17 protein-coding genes and 1 pseudogene are annotated in these 18426 nt (G+C 53.6%); 9 read left to right on the top strand and 9 right to left on the bottom strand.

Annotated elements, in window-relative coordinates; genetic code table 11:
• Nucleotides 1-123 precede the first annotated feature (123 nt).
• From ACJJIO_RS03725 to ACJJIO_RS03715, 3 genes are read right to left on the bottom strand one after another with little or no spacing between them, the layout of a single operon-like run.
• Complete coding sequence (locus ACJJIO_RS03725; protein ID WP_252082703.1) at nt 124-804, bottom strand: TIGR04211 family SH3 domain-containing protein; 681 nt, start codon at nt 802-804, stop codon at nt 124-126.
• A 26-nt stretch (nt 805-830) separates the two neighbouring features.
• The gene (locus tag ACJJIO_RS03720; RefSeq protein WP_444886839.1) at nt 831-1130 is read right to left on the bottom strand and encodes a YciI family protein; all 300 of its coding nucleotides are present in this window, start codon (nt 1128-1130) and stop codon (nt 831-833) included.
• A gap of 38 nt (nt 1131-1168) precedes the next feature.
• Nucleotides 1169-1894: a VC0807 family protein gene (locus ACJJIO_RS03715; RefSeq protein WP_252082700.1), complete on the bottom strand. Its 726-nt coding sequence runs from the start codon at nt 1892-1894 to the stop codon at nt 1169-1171.
• Between the two features lie 192 nt (nt 1895-2086).
• On the opposite strand from ACJJIO_RS03715, the gene ACJJIO_RS03710 reads away from it, so the two are divergent.
• The 5 genes and pseudogenes from ACJJIO_RS03710 (at nt 2087) to rluB (ending at nt 6963) form a co-directional block, all read left to right on the top strand.
• Nucleotides 2087-3160 carry a PHP domain-containing protein gene (locus ACJJIO_RS03710; RefSeq protein WP_444910183.1) on the top strand — a complete coding sequence of 358 codons (1074 nt, stop codon included), beginning with the start codon at nt 2087-2089 and terminating at the stop codon, nt 3158-3160.
• Nucleotides 3161-3174: 14 nt separating this feature from the next.
• The gene (locus ACJJIO_RS03705; protein ID WP_252082697.1) at nt 3175-3798 is read left to right on the top strand and encodes an L-threonylcarbamoyladenylate synthase; all 624 of its coding nucleotides are present in this window, start codon (nt 3175-3177) and stop codon (nt 3796-3798) included.
• 54 nt (nt 3799-3852) lie between these two features.
• Nucleotides 3853-4752 (top strand): annotated as a pseudogene (locus tag ACJJIO_RS03700) (segregation and condensation protein A); the annotation flags it as partial.
• A 178-nt stretch (nt 4753-4930) separates the two neighbouring features.
• Nucleotides 4931-6109 (top strand): SMC-Scp complex subunit ScpB, encoded by a 1179-nt coding sequence (gene scpB / locus ACJJIO_RS03695; RefSeq protein WP_444910182.1) that lies wholly within the window; start codon nt 4931-4933, stop codon nt 6107-6109.
• A complete protein-coding gene (rluB, locus tag ACJJIO_RS03690; protein WP_444902814.1) occupies nt 6106-6963 on the top strand; it encodes a 23S rRNA pseudouridine(2605) synthase RluB in 858 nt (285 codons plus the stop codon). Before scpB ends, rluB begins: the two co-directional genes overlap by 4 nt.
• Before the next feature lie 70 nt (nt 6964-7033).
• Here rluB and ACJJIO_RS03685 read toward each other — a convergent pair whose 3' ends face one another.
• The 3 genes from ACJJIO_RS03685 to ACJJIO_RS03675 form a co-directional block, all read right to left on the bottom strand.
• Nucleotides 7034-7741 carry an SRPBCC family protein gene (locus tag ACJJIO_RS03685; RefSeq protein ID WP_444910181.1) on the bottom strand — a complete coding sequence of 236 codons (708 nt, stop codon included), beginning with the start codon at nt 7739-7741 and terminating at the stop codon, nt 7034-7036.
• 90 nt (nt 7742-7831) lie between these two features.
• Nucleotides 7832-9208 carry an ATP-binding protein gene (locus ACJJIO_RS03680; RefSeq protein ID WP_444910180.1) on the bottom strand — a complete coding sequence of 459 codons (1377 nt, stop codon included), beginning with the start codon at nt 9206-9208 and terminating at the stop codon, nt 7832-7834.
• Nucleotides 9209-9219: 11 nt separating this feature from the next.
• On the bottom strand, nt 9220-9924 hold the full coding sequence (locus ACJJIO_RS03675) for a response regulator (RefSeq protein ID WP_444884168.1): 705 nt from the start codon (nt 9922-9924) through the stop codon (nt 9220-9222).
• A 168-nt stretch (nt 9925-10092) separates the two neighbouring features.
• On the opposite strand from ACJJIO_RS03675, the gene ACJJIO_RS03670 reads away from it, so the two are divergent.
• The 4 genes from ACJJIO_RS03670 to ACJJIO_RS03655 all read left to right on the top strand — a co-directional run bounded on the left by ACJJIO_RS03670 (nt 10093) and on the right by ACJJIO_RS03655 (nt 13884).
• Nucleotides 10093-10560, top strand: coding sequence for a Spy/CpxP family protein refolding chaperone (locus ACJJIO_RS03670; RefSeq protein WP_444910179.1), 468 nt, complete (start codon nt 10093-10095; stop codon nt 10558-10560).
• 215 nt (nt 10561-10775) lie between these two features.
• The gene (locus ACJJIO_RS03665) at nt 10776-11327 is read left to right on the top strand and encodes a flavodoxin (RefSeq protein ID WP_444910972.1); all 552 of its coding nucleotides are present in this window, start codon (nt 10776-10778) and stop codon (nt 11325-11327) included.
• Between the two features lie 6 nt (nt 11328-11333).
• Nucleotides 11334-11711, top strand: coding sequence for a hypothetical protein (locus tag ACJJIO_RS03660; RefSeq protein ID WP_444910178.1), 378 nt, complete (start codon nt 11334-11336; stop codon nt 11709-11711).
• Between the two features lie 379 nt (nt 11712-12090).
• On the top strand, nt 12091-13884 hold the full coding sequence (locus ACJJIO_RS03655) for a hypothetical protein (RefSeq protein WP_444910177.1): 1794 nt from the start codon (nt 12091-12093) through the stop codon (nt 13882-13884).
• Nucleotides 13885-13964: 80 nt separating this feature from the next.
• Here the strand turns inward: ACJJIO_RS03655 and ACJJIO_RS03650 are convergent, their stop codons facing one another.
• The 3 genes from ACJJIO_RS03650 to dapD form a co-directional block, all read right to left on the bottom strand.
• Complete coding sequence (locus tag ACJJIO_RS03650; protein ID WP_444910176.1) at nt 13965-16025, bottom strand: alpha/beta hydrolase family protein; 2061 nt, start codon at nt 16023-16025, stop codon at nt 13965-13967.
• 138 nt (nt 16026-16163) lie between these two features.
• On the bottom strand, nt 16164-17297 hold the full coding sequence (gene dapE, locus ACJJIO_RS03645) for a succinyl-diaminopimelate desuccinylase (protein WP_444910175.1): 1134 nt from the start codon (nt 17295-17297) through the stop codon (nt 16164-16166).
• Between the two features lie 90 nt (nt 17298-17387).
• On the bottom strand, nt 17388-18419 hold the full coding sequence (gene dapD / locus ACJJIO_RS03640; protein WP_252082679.1) for a 2,3,4,5-tetrahydropyridine-2,6-dicarboxylate N-succinyltransferase: 1032 nt from the start codon (nt 18417-18419) through the stop codon (nt 17388-17390).
• Nucleotides 18420-18426: the final 7 nt, after the last annotated feature.

Below are 18426 nucleotides of genomic sequence, written 5' to 3'. Positions count from 1 at the left end.
TAAGTCCTTTAGGTTTTACGGCAGTGTTTCGACACAGCCGCTTTTGAGTTGGATGTAGGGCCTGGGGGGATATCACTTCCCCCGGGGCTCAATAGTATGCGATTTCGACGAGAGTGGGCGAAATCAGTTCGCCCACTCTGAGTGGCGCTTGCGCGGGCGTAGGTGCGGGGCAATCATTGCAAGGAGGGCGCCCAGTAGTACAGACAGAGCGCCATACATATACCACTTGTGGCTTTCACTGCCGGATAAGCGCTGAATTTCCGCTTCTGCCATGGTCTTCTCCTGCTTGAGTAGTTCGTGCTGGTGCAGGAGCTTCTGGTGGCGCTCATTGAGTGCCAGGGCATCTGCTGATAACGCCTTTAGGGTTTTCAGCTCGGCTGCGAGCGTCTGGCTCTGTTGCTGGGCGGACTCCAGGGAGCTACTCAGCTTGCTATTTTCTTCCTCCAGGCGGCGGACTTCCCCACCGAGGTTGCCTTCCATTTTCTCAAAGCGTGCCAGGTTCGCTTCCGCTTGTTCCAGCTTGAGTTTGGCCACTGGGTCGGAGACCAGGTATTGGCGCCTCACCCACCCCTCTGTGCCACCCTGGGTGCGCACGCGGGTCCAACCCTCTTGCGGGGCATCTTCGAGAACACTGAGCTGGGTGCCGCTGGGCAAGCCGCGGTGCAGGATACGAAATCCATTGCCTTTACCGGCGCGCATGGGCACATGTAGCTGGTCGGTGATATAGCGAGTTTCGGCGGCGGCAGTTGCCGGGACTGCGTTGAGCAGTGTGGCGGCGATCAGGCCGCACAATAATTTCTTCATTGCGATACAGCTTGTGCTTGTTGTTATTAGGGCAGTACTAATTTGAATGGCTTGACAGAAGTTGAAGCGTAGACACCAGCAGCCACATAGGGGTCGCCGTCGGCCCAGGCCTGAGCCTCCTCAAGCGAGGGAAATTCGGCAACCACTAGGCTGCCGCTAAAGCCAGCCTCACCGGGTTCTTCGCTATCAACGGCGGGGTGTGGGCCTGCAACCAGCAGGCGCCCCTCGTCTTTAAGACGGTTGAGTCGGGCTAAATGGTCTGGACGCGCTTTTTTACGCAAAGGGAGACTATCGCTAACATCTTCACTGATGATTGCGTACCACATTGTGAATTTTGCTCTTGTTAGTTGATCAGGAAATTTTGTTATTGGGCAACCATGACTTCTTCCAGCTTCAGCCCGGTAAGCTTGCCGATACGGGAAAAGAGGAAAAAGAGAACCAGCATTAAAATAATGGTGGCCGGCAGGGCGATCACCGGATAGCTGAGTGCGGTCATTTTACCCAGTTCCTCATTGAAGGCTTCCGTACCCGGAGGGCTCTGTAAAATAACTTTCGCCAGTACGTAGTTGAGTACTGAGGAGAGGAAAAAAGAGGCGGCGATCATCCAGGATGCCTGTTGCAAGGTGCGCTCAAAGGCACCCTGGTTGCCTTTGTTGGCGAGACTTTGGGCAATCTTGGCGGTATCCAGTATCTGGTCGTTGTACAAAAGCGTCTTTACCAGTGGCCAGCGGGTGTAGAGGGAGGCAACGGTGGCGATACCCAGCAGGCCTGGAATGGCGGCTTCTTTAATGGCGATATACTGCGGATCCAACTCCAGCAGGCTGATGCCACCGGTGAGCAGGATGCTGATAGTTCCCAGGGCGGAGAAGAAGTTGACCTTGCCAGAGCGAATGAGGTCGCGCAGTCCGTAGCCGAGGGGGAAAGCCAGTGCGACCACTAGGGCCCATTTGGTGCCAAGCCAGTCGTCCCCGGAGAGTTTGGTCAGGACCAGGGTGGGGATAACGATGTTGAGAAGCAGATTGCCGAGAAGGCCCTCTTTCTTCTTGGGCTTCTGTTGGGCTACTGGGGTGGTCGAATTCGTTTCGGTCATACTCAATTCCGGTGATAATGCCCGCGGGAAGCTGGTTGAGAGGTCATATTGCAATGGCTCTCAAAGAAAATCGCTTCCCCACTGACAATACTGCTGTCAGACTCCGGTTCCTCGTGGCCGCCAAGGGAGACCTATGGTCCGGGCCCTATCCTTGAAAACACCGGTTGCGAGTAGGACAGCGCCACCGGATGATTGTTCCAAATAATAGATACTGCGACTTTTAACCCTAGAGAGAGTGAGAGCCTGCTGTTGAGTTTCCTGCCAGAAGATCTGAATACAGACCTTGTAGACCTTCACTGCCACAGTACCGCTTCCGACGGTATTTTAAGTCCTGCTGAGCTGGTGTCGAGGGCGAAATCTCAAGGTGTGACACTGATGGCACTCACTGACCACGATACGGTGGATGGTGTAGCTGAGGCACAGGCGGTTGGTGACCAATTAGGCATTACCGTGATGACGGGGATCGAATTCTCCAGCCTTTGGGGGCGGCGCTCGGTCCATGTAGTTGGATTGAATGTTGACCCGGCAGCCGAGTGCTTGCGGCAGGCAATTGCCCTGCGCGAGCGATTGCGCCAAGAGCGCGCCGAGCGGATTGCCGAGCGTCTAGAGAAGCGCGGTTTTCAGGGCGCTTTGCAGGGGGGGCGTGCGATTGCCGGTGATTCCGTACTGGGGCGGCCGCACTTCGCCCGTTGGCTGGTGCAAGCCGGGCACGTTGAGGACACAGCGCGGGCATTCAAGCGCTATCTGGGCGCCGGCAAGATCGGCGATGTGTGCGTGGAGTGGCCACAATTGCAAGAGACTGTAGAAACCATTCAGTCTGCTGGCGGCTCGGCAGTGTTGGCACACCCTCTCAAGTACAGTCTCACTCGAACCCAATTACTGCGTCTGATGACAGAGTTCTACCGCAGTGGCGGGAATGCTATAGAGCTGCTCTGCGGTCGGCAGAACCCCACGCAGACCAGAGAACTGCGCACCCTCATGGCGTTGGCCGTTGGCGATTCCTGCAAAGCTCCATTGTTGAGCTCTTTGGGGAGTGATTTCCACCAGCCGGAGCAGCCCTGGAGGGAGCTGGGCTGTGTGCGTTTACCCGAAGACGTCGAGCCGGTGTGGAATCTGTGGCACACTCTGCACCGGGATCGACCCGGGGAAGCAGTATCTGCCTCACAGTGTGAATTTTCACATCACACCAGAGGGGGAGTCGGCATTGGTCGAACCCTAATCCCCGGCGGGTATCAGAGCCCGCCGCAAGAGGTTTCAATTGATTAAAGCTTGGGGGCTTTGTGGCGCAGTTCTTTCAAATTCATCCGGACAATCCTCAAGGGCGGCTGATCAGTCAGGCCGCAGATATAGTGACTAGTGGTGGGGTGATTGTTTATCCCACTGATTCTGCCTACGCGATAGGCTGTCGATTAGGGGAGAAGCTAGCGGTTGAGCGGATTCGCGCTCTGCGTCAGCTGGATAAAAATCACAACTTTACCCTGATGTGTCGTGATCTTTCCGAGTTAGCCACTTACGCCAAGGTGGATAACCAGATGTTCCGCCTGCTAAAGAACCACACCCCGGGCTCCTATACCTTTATTATGCCGGCCACCGCAGAGGTGCCTCGCCGTCTAATCCACCCCAAGCGCAAAACCATTGGCATTCGCGTGCCCGACAACCCCATTGCTTTGGAGTTGATTGAGGCGGTGGGTGAGCCGTTGATGAGCTGCAGCCTGATTATGCCTGGCGATACGCAGCCGCTGACCGACCCCTATGATATTCGCGACACCCTTGAGCACCAGGTGGAGCTGGTGATCGATGGTGGCTTTTGTGGAATGGAAGCGACTACGGTAATTGACCTGACAGGCGATGAGCCCGAGCTAATTCGCCAGGGCTGTGGCGCCACAGATGAAATACTGGGCTGATTAGCGCCTCACTGGTGTATAATCGGCCGTTTGCGATTTTGAGGGTGGGGCAGGGTGTCCAGTGAAGAACTAATAGCCGAGGTGGAGGAACGGGTACTCGCCGATGTTGCAGCTACCGAATCTGCCGCCCCTGCTGATTCGCCCACGGAAAACCCGCTCTCCGAGGAGAGCGAAGAGGGCGAAGGCCCTCTCGCACTCGTGTTGGGGGAGGCATTTACCGACCTGCCCCCAGATCTCTTTATTCCACCAGATGCTCTGGAAGTTATCCTGGAAGCCTTCGAAGGCCCACTGGATCTGCTGCTTTACTTAATCCGCCGCCAGAACCTGGATATTTTGGAAATTAACGTCTCGGACATCACACGCCAATATATGGCTTATGTGGAGATGATGACGTCGATGCGCTTTGAGTTGGCGGCGGAATACTTGGTGATGGCGGCAATGCTCGCCGAGATCAAGTCGCGCATGCTGTTGCCGCGCCCGCCAGCAGCGGAAGAAGAAGAGGGTGAGGACCCTCGCGCTGCACTGATTCGCCGCCTGCAGGAATACGAACGCTTCAAAACTGCCGCCGAGGATCTTGATGAAATCCCGCGCATGGGCCGCGATATCCATCAGGCCAGTGCCGAAGGACCGGACCGTAATATTACCCGGCCCGACCCAGAGGTGGATCTCAAGGAGGTATTGGTCGCGCTGGCGGATGTGTTGCGCCGCGCCGATATGTTTGAGAGCCACCAAGTGGAACGCGAAAAGCTCTCTACCCGCGAGCGCATGACTCAGGTGCTGGATCAGATCCGCCACGGCCAGTTTGTGCCGTTCGTGAGTCTGTTCACTGCGGAAGAGGGGCGCCTTGGCGTGGTGGTGACTTTCCTGGCGGTGATGGAGTTGGTCAAAGAGTCTCTGGTCGAGCTGGTACAAAATGAAGCTTTTGGGCCCATTCATGTGCGCGCAGCTAGCCAGGGTAATGAAGCCGGTGATGATGAACTTGACGAAAGTACAGATGACTCCTACGCAGAAGAGCCGGGGGAAGCACCCCAGTTCTCCGATGCCGAAAGTGCCCTGAGTCACGACTTGAGTGATCAGGAGTCACATTCTGAGGGGCAGGTGGAGCCCAGAGAAGAAGAGTTGGAACAATAAGATGACAATCGCTCCGGAATTACTGCGCAGAATCCTGGAGGGCGCCTTGTTAGCTTCGGCTCAGCCCCTTAGTGAGGAAAAATTGTTGTCCTTGTTGGACGAGGAGGAGCGCCCCTCCGCCACAACCCTACGGGATGTGCTCGGTGAGATTGCCGAGAGTTGTGCCGGGCGCGGTTTTGAGCTGAAAAAAGTTGCCAGTGGTTGGCGCTTCCAGGTGCCGGAAGATCTGGCCCCCTGGGTGAACCGTCTATGGGAGGAAAAAGCGCAAAGGTATTCCCGCGCAACTCTGGAAACACTGGCGATTATTGCTTACCGTCAGCCGGTCACCCGTGGGGATATTGAGGAGATCCGCGGGGTTGCGGTCAGCTCCCAGATAGTGAGAACCCTGTTGGATAGAGGTTGGATCAAGGTGGTTGGTCACCGAGATGTGCCCGGCAAGCCCTCCCTCTACGCGACTACCAGGGATTTCCTAGATTATTTCAATCTGTCCTCCCTGGATGACTTGCCCACTTTGGCTGAAATCCGTGATATCGAGAGCTTGAATAAGATTCTCGAATCAGAGGGGCTCCCCCCCGAGGAAATCGCGGCTGCACTCGCCGCTGAGGGAGAGGAACTTTCAGAGGGCGAGCAGGTGAGTGTGGAAACGGAAGAGGAGGCCGGCGCACTGGAAAGTGAGGAGCAGCAGGAATCTGAAGATGCGGAAACGGATACCGATGCTGAGGAGGATGCCCGGGTCGCTGCAGCGCTTGAGGAAATCGCTGCGGAGGCCAATATACAGCTAGAGACCGATGGCGAGCAGCCCGAGATAGAGACCGAAGCTGCCGAAAGTGATGATGTGGCAGTAGCTGAGTTATCCACAGAGGCGCAAGAAGAGATCAAGGATGAGGCGCCGGAAGATGAATGGGAGTTGGCGCAGACGCAGTCTGAAAGCCCAGAGGCTTCTGAGCCTTTGAGTGTTGACGCCGAGGAGGGGTCAACTCCGGAAAAAGAACATGAAAGCGAAATTGAACAGGACGACGACGCTGGGGAGCCACAAGCCCCTATCGCGGCAACACTGCCCAAAAGCAGCCTGTTTGGTGATATCGACACTGAGGCTGCAACCGATCAAGAGGAGCCGGGAAGTAGCGATGTCGATGAAGATTCCCAAGAAGTAGTGCAAGCGGAAAACACCACCCCATGAGTGATGGCACCTCGCCAGCAGGCGAAAAATTGCAAAAAGTATTAGCGCGCAGCGGCCTGGGGTCGCGGCGTGAGATGGAGCGCGCGATCGATGCGGGTCGCGTGACCGTTAACGGAAAAGTAGCGGAACTCGGCGAACGGGTGACCAGTGCGGATCATATTGAATTTGATGGCCAGGGCTTGCCCTCCAGCGGGGAAAACCGCTGCCGGGTAATCCTATACAACAAACCTGTCGGCGAAATCTGCTCGCGCCACGATCCGGAAGGGCGCCCCACGGTTTACGACCGCCTGCCCCGGCTGAAAACCGGCCGCTGGATATCCGTTGGCCGCCTGGATTTCAACACCAGTGGTCTGCTGCTGTTTACCAATAGTGGCGAGCTGGCCAACAAGTTGATGCACCCCTCATCGGTGATCGATCGCGAATACCTTGTGCGCATCCAGGGAGATGTGGATGAGGAGATGAAGCGACGCCTGCTTAAAGGGGTGCTATTGGATGACGGCTCCGCGCGCTTTACCGATATTGTCGAAAGCGGCGGCGAGGGTAGAAACCGCTGGTTTTATTGCGTGGTGATGGAGGGGCGCAATCGCGAGGTGCGCCGTTTGTGGGAGTCCCAGGGGGTGCGCGTGAGCCGCCTGAAGCGGGTGCGCTATGGCAGTGTATTTATTCCATCCCACGTACGTGTGGGCCAGTGGATTGAGATGGAGCCCAGGGAAATTGACGACCTCTGTATCACCGCCGGTCTGCCCAAGCTGGGCCAGCGACCGCTAACCCAGGGGGAGAAACAGAACCTGGAGCGCCAGAGGCGCAAACTGCGCAAGTCACCGGTACCTGCGCAGCGTCGTAATAAGTCCTGATACAGTTAAGTTTTTTTACGAAAAAGCCCGCATCCTGCGGGCTTTTTCGTGCTTGGGTGCTAGCTTTAGCCTACGGCTGGTTCTCCTTTTGCTCTTCATTTTCAGGAGTTTCTCCAGCCTCTTCCTGCTGTTGATTCTGCATCTCAGCCTGTACGCCCTGCGGGCCACCACCCATGGCGTCGTCGACATCGGAGGGAATATCGGACACCGAATTACTGGTGTCATTAGTCTCCTCCTTATTGGCTCCCTCGGTTTTGGTGCTGGACTCCATCAGTTGCTTGAGCTTTGCCAGTCCTTGTTCGTAGGACTCCCCCACCATTTTCTTGATAGCCAGCCCCATCCAGCGCTCCCTTGGGCCGCCACCGGTGTCGGTATTAAAGCTCCAGACAACCTGGGTGCCGCCGTTTTGGGGCATTAACCTGAACTCCGCGGAGGCTTCACTGCCGTCACCAAAATTAAGCTTGTTGAGTACTGTTGAGTCCGGCGTGCTGGCGATGATGGTCTGGGTTCCGCTGCCCTCATTGGAGTTTTCGCCATGCCAACTCATGGTTGCCCCCACCCCCGTTTCTGGACCGCTGTATTTATATTCCATGGCGGGATCTATATGTCGCCAGGGGGACCAGCTGTTGAATTTTCGATAGTCGTTGACGTAAGGGAATATGGTTTGGGGTGGTTTGTCGATGTAGATACTGCGCTCCAAGGAGACTTCACGGGGAAACAGATAACCGGCTAGGAGCAGTAGTATCAGAAATACGAAGATATAGAGTATCCAGCGCATAGCGGGGCCCTTTGCTATTTTCGGGGTCGCTGACCCCGATTGCCGGCGAATAGCCGGCACTAGTCAAGGTTATAGCAGTTCCTCTGCGGTTTAATCGTCGCTGAGATGGATAAGTGGCAGCTTGATCTCGACACAGAGGCCGGCACCGGGGTGATTGCGCGCGGTAATGCTGCCACCGTGATGCAATATCGTGCGTTGGGCGATAGCTAGTCCCAGGCCAAAACCACCACTCTCGCGAGTGCGGGCACTATCTGTGCGGTAGAAGGGGCGGAATATGGCTTCTAGGTCGGATTCTTCCACGCCGGAGCCAGAGTCGATTACAGAGATACTGCAGCTGTCTGCGGACTCCTGTACCAGTACCCGCACGAGTCCGTGGCTGGGGCTGTATTTGATCGCATTGCGCAAGATATTCTCCAGCGCAGCGGTCAGGGAGCTGCCGCGAGTGGCGACAAGCAGCTCTTCACCACTCGCGCTCATATCAAAGCCGAGATGTTTATCCGTCGCTTCGATCTGCAGGTCGTCGATCAGCGCTGAGAGCAAACTGTTGAGCTCTACTACGTCATCCAGTGGGCGCTGCTCTTGGTTGCTGACCGGCAGGGAGAGAACGTCGGCGATAATATCTTCGAGATAGTCCGCCGCTTTGCCGATTTTATCCAGTTCAGTATCGAGCCCTACAACTTGCTTCTGGCGGGCGATGGCAAGGGCTACCTGCAATCGTGCCAGGGGCGAGCGCAATTCGTGGGACACATCTTTAATCAGGCGACGTTGTTCGGACATGGACTCCTGAAGCTGGGCGGTCATGGAGTCGAAGTCCAGCGCCAAGTCGGTCAATTCATCGTTGCGGGTGCGCAGGCTGGGGGCGACCCGGTAATCCAATTCGCCGGCGGCAACACGCTTGGTAGCGGCGCGCAGTTGTTCTAAAGGTCGGCTCAGGTAGCTGGCCAGCCAATAACAGGCAATGCCTGAGGCAATCATCGAGAGCAGCAGCATGGGCCAGAAGTTGCGCCAAAGGAATCGCAGTAGCAGCCCCTCTTTACTATCTCCGGCAACCAGGGCAATACGCAGAGGGTCGCCTGTGCGCAGTGGCAGGAAGAAGCCCACGGTAGGTTTGTTATCCACCAGCATATGGGCCTCGCGATTGCGGTAGTCGAGGCTGTTGATCAGCGGCGCCATGTTCTGCGGCAGTGGTCTCCCCAGCAGGTCGTTGCCTTCGCTATCTATTGCGTAAACCCGCCGCTTAACCTTCTTCGGCGCGCGTTCCAGCCAGTGCTGAAATTGCTCGGGCCCGTGGCGGCGAGCGATACGCATATTGCGCATGACCTCTCGAAACAGTGCGGGCCCCTCCCAGCGCTCTTCCTGGCGGGGGTCACCAAACTCGCCAAAATGGGTAATGTAAATGGCGGCAACCACCATCACCATGGCGGTGATCCATGCGCCAAAAAACATTTTCCAGAAGAGGCTGCGCATTTTGATACTACCTACTGCTTGGCCTGGGTGAGCATATAACCGGCGCCGCGTATATTGATAATCAGATCACGGCTGGCGCCTTTGTCCGCGAGCTTCTTGCGAATGTTGCTGACATGTACATCAATGGAGCGGTCGTAGGGCATCAGTTTACGCCCCAGGGCATTCTCGGTGAGTACCTCTTTGCCCACTACATCCCCAGCACTTTGCACTAACACCTTGAGCACAGAAAATTCGGCCCCTGTCAGGGATAGGGCTTGGTCACTCCAATAGGCCTGATGCTCGGTTGGTAGCAGGCGCAACGGGCCGCTGCTAAGGCTGTCGTCGTTATTTTCTACCTCAACCCGACCGCGACGCAAGATTGCGCGCAGGCGCGCTGCCAACTCGCGGGGATTACAGGGTTTGGGTAAGTAGTCGTCGGCACCCATTTCCAGGCCCACGATTCGGTCTACGGTGTCCCCTTTGGCGGTCAGCATAATAACCGGCAGGGAGCGGCTGGTGGGAGAGGCCTCCTCGCGCAGCTTGCGCAGTACATCAAAGCCATTGTGCACCGGTAGCATCACATCTAACACCAGGGCATCAAAGTGCTGGCTTTGGGCCAATTCCAATCCGCGGCCACCGTCGTTGGCGGCAGTTACATCAAAGCCCTCTCCGGTGAGGTACTCCCTCAGCAGATCAGTTAATTCTGTGTCGTCGTCGATTAGAAGGATGCGGCTCATGATGTTCTCTCAATTGCTGTGGGGCCATTATATGCAAAGCGTTGGCGCTAGTTATCACAGCTCTGCGGCCTTTTTACCGTTCTTAACAAATGTTTACCGGGGTTTGCCCCTGTTTACACAGGCCCGACTTACTATGAAATCACTGAATACAAACGTGAGGACGGAGTGATGAAAAACTGGAAGCTGGTGCTGAGTAGCCTGGCCTTGGCCGGAGTAATGGCTGCCCCTGTAGCTACTATGGCGTTTGGCGCTGAGGACGGCCATCACAAGCGCGGATTTGAGTATATGGCGCGCAAGCTGGAACTGACTGAGGGCCAGAAAGCGCAGTTGAAGGCTAACAGAGATAGCAATAGCGAAAGCAGGAATGCCCAGCGGCAGCAGTTACAAGAGCTGCGCAAGCAAATCCATACGGCTCTGGAGACTGGTGCAGACCAAGCCACCCTAGACCAGCTCGGGGCAGAATTAGGCAAGTTGCAGGTGCAAAAAATGCAGAGCCACTTCCAACTGCGCCAGCAGTTCGAGGCGTTACTCACAGATGAGCAGAAAGCAAAATTTGAAGAGTTGAAAGAGCAGCGCAAAGAGCGCCGCATGAAGTGGCGTGAAGAGCGCCTTGAGCGCCGCGCTACCGAGAGCTGATATCCCCAAATCGCAGACTCCTTGTGCGATCCACCGGGCGCACCCTTCCCCAGAGGCCCGGTCGGTTCATAACCCTTTGCCCCCACAATTATGGGGGCTTTTTTGTGCCGAGGTACAGCCTTGGTCAGCTTGCCGTGCCCCGCCTTTGCTGGGAGAATACGCCGCCCCGCCAATAGGTATCTAGTGTGGCCCGGATTGGGCGAAGAGGAATGACTGTGAGCAAAATCGGCTTGTTTTATGGCAGTGACGAAGGCAATACCGAATCTATAGCCCTGCGCATCCGTGCCCGCCTGGGTGAGGAGCGGGTAGACCTGTTTGATATAGCCGATGTCACACAGTTGGACATTGCCAACTACGAGCAGCTGATTTTTGGTATTCCCACCTGGGATTTCGGCCAGATCCAATCCGACTGGGAGGAGTTCTGGGAGGATGTGCAGGAAATCGACTTCAGCGGCAAGACGGTGGCCCTGTTTGGCCTGGGCGACCAGTTTGGTTATGGCGATTATTTCTTAGACGCTATGGGCATGTTGCACGATGTGATTGTCGGTCGGGGAGCGGCCATTGTCGGTTTGTGGTCGATCGAAGGCTATGAGTTTGAGGCCTCCAAAGCGGAGATCGAGGGCGAGGGCAAATTTATGGGGCTCGCTATTGATGAAGACCAACAGGAAGAGATGACTGCTGAGCGTCTCAACCTCTGGTGCAAACAAATCGCTGATGAGTTCACTCTCGCTGGCGGTGCCGCCAGTGTCGTCGAGCTGGATGACTAAATCTTCATGCCACAGACGATCCCCTTTAAAGATTTCTGGCCCTGGCTGGCCGAGCATCCCAACTGCATTCTCCGAGCTGGTACTCCAGAGAGCGTTGTTTACGATGATGATGACTACTACTGGCGCTTTGCAGAGGAGGATACCCGCACACTGCTTGTACAAGTGATGCGCGGCAAACGCCCGGTAGCGGAGTTCTTTATTGAGCCCTCACATATTGCTTCTGTACAGGTGGGCCCAGGGGAAAGGGGAGAGTATAACTTCGACCTGATGACAGAAATCCATGGGCAGATGCAGGTGATTTATTATTTTGTACTGTCACATGGCTTAGACGAGCCAGTGAGTCCCGTCGAGGAGCCCTCCCAGGCTTCAGGACAGCTCCACTAAAAGGTCGTTTCTTTGTGAAAGCACCAGTTGATAGCTCAACTGGTGCTGGAAAGTCCGGGGTGGTATTAGCTTACTACTAGTTTACAGCCGGCTGTTTTTCTACTGACCCAACACCGATATGCTTATCAATAAAGGCTAAAAGATCTGTATAAGATTTCATATTCTTCTCCTCAATGTAAAAGCTATGGCCTTGTTATCATAAGCGGAAATAAGGTTTTTCTAGCTTTTCTTTTCTCTCAAGTGGTACCAAGTTTAAATCGGAGAGTGATTCTTCCAGTTTATTCGAGACCCCCGACCTCTTGAGGTTGCTTCTTTGTGGGTCGTCTAATGGGTAATTTTAAATTTTATTTAACTTTAATAAGGCCTTTAAGGGATCTAAATGAGCGCCAAAATATTTCACAAGTTCTTATTTTTTAAACCTTTCCCTGTATTTCTTTTCTTTCTTGTTTTCTTTTTTGGAGGGTGTTCTGCTTCTCAAAAATTAATAAGCTCGAATTGGTATGAGGTGGAGACCGAGCATTTTCGCATTGTCACCAATGGGAAGCCGGACAAGGTAGAGAAGTTGGCTGATGATCTTGAAAGACTTAGAGTAGCAGCTACAAAGCATATTAATTTTATTCCAGATCAGCAAAAGTTAACTGTATATGCTCTTTCAGATAGATTGAGTTTTAAAGGAGTTACTGGTAGGGATGATACCCAGAGAGTTGTAGGTTTATTTCAAAATACCTCTCATGGTAGCTTTGCTTTAGTGAACCTATCTGGAAACCAATATTACCCTGGTAACCCGGCACGCCAGATTTTATTTCACGAATATATACATTTCCTTACTTATGGGCGTAACTCATCGAATCTTCCTTATTGGTTTAGTGAGGGTGTGGCGGAAGTCTTTTCAACTGTTAGTTTTCATGGGGAAGAATATGAGCTGGGGATGATACCAGTAAGTCGAGCAATTACTTTAAGTCATTTGGATGAGTTATCTTTAAAGGAACTCCTTACAGCAAAGAATGGCTCTTTAAGTAATAATGAGAGAGAAGCCTTATATGCTAACGGTTGGATGCTGGCGCATTGGCTGCTTTTTGATCCGCATCGTGTTAAAGCTTTGCAGCGGTATTTAGAAGGATATAGTAAGAGCTCAGATGAGGCGCGACCACTTTGGGATGAGTTGGGTATGAGTTTTGAAGAGTTAGAATCCCAATATCTTCGATTATCAAAGTCTGATTTTGGGTACTATACAATGCGCATGCCTAAAATGAATATGGCTAATTTTGCTAAGAGCGTAAGGCAGCTTTCCCAAGAAGATGCAATTTTAGAGATTGCGCAATTTATGGCGGTTTCAGGGCAGAAGTCTAACAAATTAAAAGAATTCATTGATTATGCCAAAGAGCAGGGTGTTCATAGTTATCAGTTAAATTCAGCGATGGCTTCTGCAGAGTTTCAGAGTGGAGATTATCTTCGGGCAAGAGAGTGGTTAAGCTCTATTCCCGCTGAATTTCACGATGAAAAATGGTTCCTGGAAGTTCAGACACGCATAAGGCTAGCTGAAGAACTCTCGAAAGCAGAGGGTCTCAATTTAAGCGTAGTAGCCGATATACGAGATGAGTATATTAAGCTTGTTAATTCCCATGATGATGTGCCTGTTTATTGGTATGAACTTGCAATTGCAATGCAGGTACTAGGGTATCCAAGAGAAAGTTATCTAGAAATGCTGGAGCAGGCTTATTTACGTGCGCCAAGGCACACAGGTATAGCATGGTGGTATGCCCATGAGCTTTATATTAGCCGTGAGAAAGAATATTTCTCTCAGGTTGTCAGCCCCCTAATGGTACAGCTATCCAATTTGGAAAGGGAGGCTCGCCTAAGTTCAATGCGCAGGGAAATTGAAAATGTTAGCAGCCCTCGTTTATCCGCTAAACCTGTGAAAGAAGGTCTGGGAGAAGGCATTACTAAATACCAGGGTATGTCAGGGGAAAAAGCCTTCGCGTTGGCTTTAGATTTTAGGGGGGCTTTTGTTGTGGGCTTTTCTGAGAAGAATGTTAATCAGGAATCTGCAAATGATGATGCCCTTAATCTCTGCGAGAAATCTCGGCAGCGTTATAAGGTTTATGGAAAATGCCGCCTTTATGCAGAGGGGAATAAAATTGTAGACTCAGGGGTGGCTAATAGGCAACTTTGATTCACCCTTAATTTTGTATTAGATGCATTGGTAGGAAAAGTGTGGGCTTTTTGCCCACACTTTTAGTTTAAGAATATTGGCTATTTACTAGCTAAGTTCTCATTTACTCTTTCTCTATCCGGCTTATGCTGATCAAACCAGTACAAAATAGAAGCCACTTTCGCAATCATCTGGCTGGGTCTTGCGGCAATACTGTGAGAGGCGCCTGGAATTCGTACCATTGCAGCTTCCACATCGTTCAACTTCAGTGCCTGGTAAAACTGCTCTGTTTCGGACATCGGTGTGCGGTAATCCTCCTCTCCGGTAAGCAGCATAGTGGGCGTAGTGACATTGCCCACATAAGTCAGCGGTGAGCGGCGTCGATACTCCTCCGGTTTTTCCCAGGGCATGCCTGAGAACCAGTATTTGGTAAAGAACCTGGAGTAATCTGCAGTTAAAACGAAGCTCTCCCAGTTGATTACCGGTTTGGCAACTACTGCTGCGCGGAATCGGTCAGTTTTGCCGATAATCCAGGCCGTTAGGGTGCCGCCGCCGCTGCCGCCGGTAACGAATAATTGCCCCTCATCGATATAACCTTGGTCGATTACTGCATCGACACCGGCCATTAAATCGTCGTAATCCTGGCTCGGGTAATTGTGATGAATCAGGTTGGCAAATTCATGCCCGTAGCTGGTGGAGCCCCGTGGGTTTGTGTAGAGAACTACATAGCCGGCGGCGGCAAAAAGTTGCACCTCGGCGGCAAACCGGGGGCCATAGTTAGAGAAGGGCCCGCCGTGAATTTCCAACAGCAGGGGATATTTTTTCTTCGGGTCGAAATTTGGCGGGTAGGCGACCCAGCCCTGTATATCGCGGCCATCAAAACTGGACTTGTAATTGATTTCCTCCACACGGGCCATATTGCGCAGCGGCATCACATCGTTATTGAGGCTGGTCAGCGCTTTTACTTTGCCATTTTGGGCCAAAGCCAGCTCTGCCGGATGTTGCGGATTGGTTTGCGTGTAAGCAATAGCTCCGCGCTTGGATGTGGCAAAGTGAGTGCCCGAGTAAGGTCGCCCCAGCGATAGACCGCCAGCATCACTGGCGACTACAGTGTCGCTACCACCAATTTTTTTAATGGCAATTTTTGTGGAGCCCTGATCGTCGTAGCTATAAGCGATACGTTTACTGTCGCCGAGCCAGTCGAAGCTGGAGATACTGCGGTCTTTAGCGGTTTGCACTTTGCGAGACTCGCCGCTGTCGAGATCGATGATGCGCAGGCTGTGTTGTTGGTACCCGAGCCGTTGATCCTCGAATCCCAGGTAGGCGAGCTTTTTACCATCGGGGGAAATCTGCGGATGGTGATCGGGCCCGAATCTTTCGGTGATCTGCTCGATTTTGCCATCCTTGAGATTTACTCTATAAATTTCAGAGTTCATCAATTCGATCTCGTGATCGGGGTGGCGGTTTGCAGAAAAGTAAATAGCGTCGTTGTTTTTACTCCAGGCGAGACTACTGCCGTGATCGAACTCACCGCTGGTAAGCTGACGCGGCGTGCCGCCCTCACGGGGGATGACAAATACCTGGGTGTGCCCCTGCTTGAGATAACCCATGCCGTCCGCACGATAAATACTGCGGTCGATAAACTGAGGTGGTTTTGCCCACTCTGCGCCCTCGGGGGCACCGGGTAGTTCAACCGGGAGCGGTTTGCTCTCTGGCACAAACATGGTGAAGGCAATTTGTTTGCCGTCTCGTGACCACTGAATATTTGAAGGGGATTTTGGCAGGTGGGAGATCTGCAGATTTTGGCCGTTGTCGAGCCACATTAGGTGTATCTGGGAGCTGCCGCTGCGGGAACTGATAAAGGCAATTGTTTTACCGTCCGGGGATAGGCGTGGCGAATAATCCGAGTAATCTCCTGAGGTCAGTGGGCGGTGGTCCTTGCCGTCGGCACTGATGCGCCATAGGTTTGCCCGCTTGTTGTCCGCCATTTTGTTCATGGAGTTGCGGACGTAGTAAATACTCTTTCCGTCGTTACTGAACTGAGGGTCGCTGGCATACTCGAGATTGAATACATCCTCATAGCTGAAGTTAGTGGGTTGCTCTTCAGCGAGGGCAGGACTGGCGATTAATATCGCCGCGGCTATTTTCAATAGTCTGTTCATGATCTGCGGGCTCCTCCATTTTGTTATCGGAAGGAGCATACCGCAGAGGCAGTTGGTTAGGAGGCGAATAAGCCGATCCGTGTATTTAGTGGGATAGTCCGTGCAATTAATAAATAATTATCGTCTGGGGCAGTAAGCTCAGGTTAGAAGCTCCCTAAGTACTTCCCGATAGATTTCCTTAAGTATATCCAAATCGTCGGCTTTGACTCTCTCATCAACTTTGTGAATAGTGGCATTGACCGGCCCCAGTTCCACTACTTGCGCTCCTGTTGGAGCGATAAAGCGGCCATCGGAAGTGCCCCCGGCCGTCGATAATTCTGTTTCCTTTCCTGTGATTTTTTGAATCGCTTGCTCTACAGCGTGGACCAGTGGACCCTCGGCAGTGAGGAAGGGGTGCCCGGACAAATTAAAGTTCGCTTCATATTTTAAGTTGTACTTATCCAGGATTGCTCGGGCACGGGCCTCCAGTTCTTCGGCGGTGGATTCTGTAGAAAAGCGCCAGTTACAGAGCAGATCCACCTCACCGGGAATCACATTGGTTGCTCCTGTACCTCCGCTAATGTTGGAAACTTGGAAGCTGGTGGCTGGGAAAAATTGGTTGCCCTGATCCCACTCTTCTGCGGCCAGTTCAGCGAGAGCTGGGGCCAAATTATGAATTGGGTTTTCCGCCAGATGTGGATAGGCCACATGTCCCTGTACACCGAAGACTTTTAATTCAAGGCCCAGGGAGCCGCGTCTTCCATTCTTGATAATATCGCCGACGCGCTCGCTGCTGGAGGGCTCACCGACAATACAGCAGTCTATTTTTTCTCCCTGCTCCTCAAGCCACTCAACGACTTTGACTGTGCCGTTGATTGCCGGCCCCTCTTCGTCGCTGGTGATCAAAAAGGCGATGCGACCGCTGTGATCGGGGTGCTGATGGATAAATTCCTCGCAGGCCACCACCATTGCTGCCAGTGAGCCCTTCATATCGGCCGCACCGCGACCATACAAAAAGTTATCGCGGATTTGTGGTTCGAAGGGTGGGCTGCTCCAGTTTTCCTCCGGCCCGCTCGGCACTACATCGGTGTGTCCGGCGAAGGCGAGCAGTGGGCCTATGCTTTGCCCGTTGCGCACCGCCCAAAAATTATCGGTATCGCCACGGCGCAACTTTGTCACCTTGAACCCAATTTTTTCCAGCCGCTCAATCATCTGATCCATACAGCCTGCGTCCTCGGGGGTTACGGAGCGACGGCGGATAAGGTCAAAGGCCAGTTGCAGTGTGGGGGTCACGGAATAATCCTTTTAGTTGATCAGGTGCGTTGTTATCGGAATTTATGCAGATGGAGAGCGGGCGGGGCCGGGGCCCCGCAGGGTCAGGTTTTAATTGCTGTGCAGAGCTGCATTCAACTCAATGGCACTCTTATTCGTTAAACATTCAACGGCGCCATTGGTGGAATTTCTGCGGAACAGGAGGTCGGACTTTCCGGCCAATTCGCGTGCTTTGATGTATTCGACCAGTTTGCCGCTGTCGTCCAGTAGGGCCACTTTGGTCCCAGCGGTGATATATAAACCCGCTTCCACGGTGCAGCGATCCCCCAGGGGGATGCCGATACCGGCGTTGGCACCCAGCAGGCAGTTGTCGCCCACGGAAATCACTATGTTTCCGCCGCCGGAGAGAGTACCCATGGTGGAGCTGCTGCCACCCAGATCGGAGCCAGCACCGACAAAAACGCCGGCCGAGATGCGGCCTTCGATCATGCCCGGTCCCTCGGTGCCCGCGTTAAAGTTGACGAAGCCCTCGTGCATGATCGTGGTGCCCTCACCGAGATAGGCGCCGAGACGCACACGCGCGGTGTGGGCGATACGCACGCCCGTGGGCACCACGTAGTTGGTCATCTTGGGAAATTTGTCGACACAGGCAACTTCCAAGTGCTCTCCGTTCAGGCGCGCTTCCAGTTGGCGCTGTGGCAGTTCTTCCAGGTCGATCGCGCCCTGATTGGTCCAGGCCACATTGACCAGTTTGCCGAAGATACCTTCGAGATTCGTTTCGTGGGGTTTCACCAGCCGGTGGGAAAGCAAATGTAATTTTAAATAGGCTTCAGGTACTGTCTGTGGCGCCTCGTCGCTGGAAAGTACGGCCACTACCAGAGGTCGGTGGCTGTTGGCGAACTGCTGTAGGATCTCCGCCTGTTCGCCCGCCCCGGCACTGTGCAGTTTTTCAGTGAGGCTGTGGAGCAGGGTCGCGTCGAGAGGCAGGCTGTGGTTGCCGCTTTCGATATGTAGGGTCTCGGTCACCGCTTTGGCTATTTCTGCACTGGGTTTGAACAGCGGTTTTGGATAGAAGACTTCCAGCCAGTCGCCCTTGCTATTACAGGTGCCAACGCCGAATCCAATGCTGTAGATATCGCTCATTTTTTTC

The sequence above is a fragment of the Microbulbifer mixtoriginis (SeqCode) genome (assembly GCF_052467235.1).
This window is presented reverse-complemented; position numbering and strand designations above follow the sequence as displayed.

Bases quoted from the DNA above. Each gene is read 5' to 3' on its own strand.
- rluB (WP_444902814.1), top strand. From the start codon at position 6,106: ATGAGTGATGGCACCTCGCCAGCAGGCGAAAAATTGCAAAAAGTATTA.
- ACJJIO_RS03675 (WP_444884168.1), bottom strand. From the start codon at position 9,924: ATGAGCCGCATCCTTCTAATCGACGACGACACAGAATTAACTGATCTG.
- scpB (WP_444910182.1), top strand. From the start codon at position 4,931: ATGACAATCGCTCCGGAATTACTGCGCAGAATCCTGGAGGGCGCCTTG.
- ACJJIO_RS03715 (WP_252082700.1), bottom strand. From the start codon at position 1,894: ATGACCGAAACGAATTCGACCACCCCAGTAGCCCAACAGAAGCCCAAG.
- ACJJIO_RS03725 (WP_252082703.1), bottom strand. From the start codon at position 804: ATGAAGAAATTATTGTGCGGCCTGATCGCCGCCACACTGCTCAACGCA.
- ACJJIO_RS03650 (WP_444910176.1), bottom strand. From the start codon at position 16,025: ATGAACAGACTATTGAAAATAGCCGCGGCGATATTAATCGCCAGTCCT.
- ACJJIO_RS03680 (WP_444910180.1), bottom strand. From the start codon at position 9,208: ATGCGCAGCCTCTTCTGGAAAATGTTTTTTGGCGCATGGATCACCGCC.
- ACJJIO_RS03660 (WP_444910178.1), top strand. From the start codon at position 11,334: ATGCCACAGACGATCCCCTTTAAAGATTTCTGGCCCTGGCTGGCCGAG.
- ACJJIO_RS03670 (WP_444910179.1), top strand. From the start codon at position 10,093: ATGAAAAACTGGAAGCTGGTGCTGAGTAGCCTGGCCTTGGCCGGAGTA.
- dapD (WP_252082679.1), bottom strand. From the start codon at position 18,419: ATGAGCGATATCTACAGCATTGGATTCGGCGTTGGCACCTGTAATAGC.
- ACJJIO_RS03655 (WP_444910177.1), top strand. From the start codon at position 12,091: ATGAGCGCCAAAATATTTCACAAGTTCTTATTTTTTAAACCTTTCCCT.
- ACJJIO_RS03720 (WP_444886839.1), bottom strand. From the start codon at position 1,130: ATGTGGTACGCAATCATCAGTGAAGATGTTAGCGATAGTCTCCCTTTG.
- ACJJIO_RS03685 (WP_444910181.1), bottom strand. From the start codon at position 7,741: ATGCGCTGGATACTCTATATCTTCGTATTTCTGATACTACTGCTCCTA.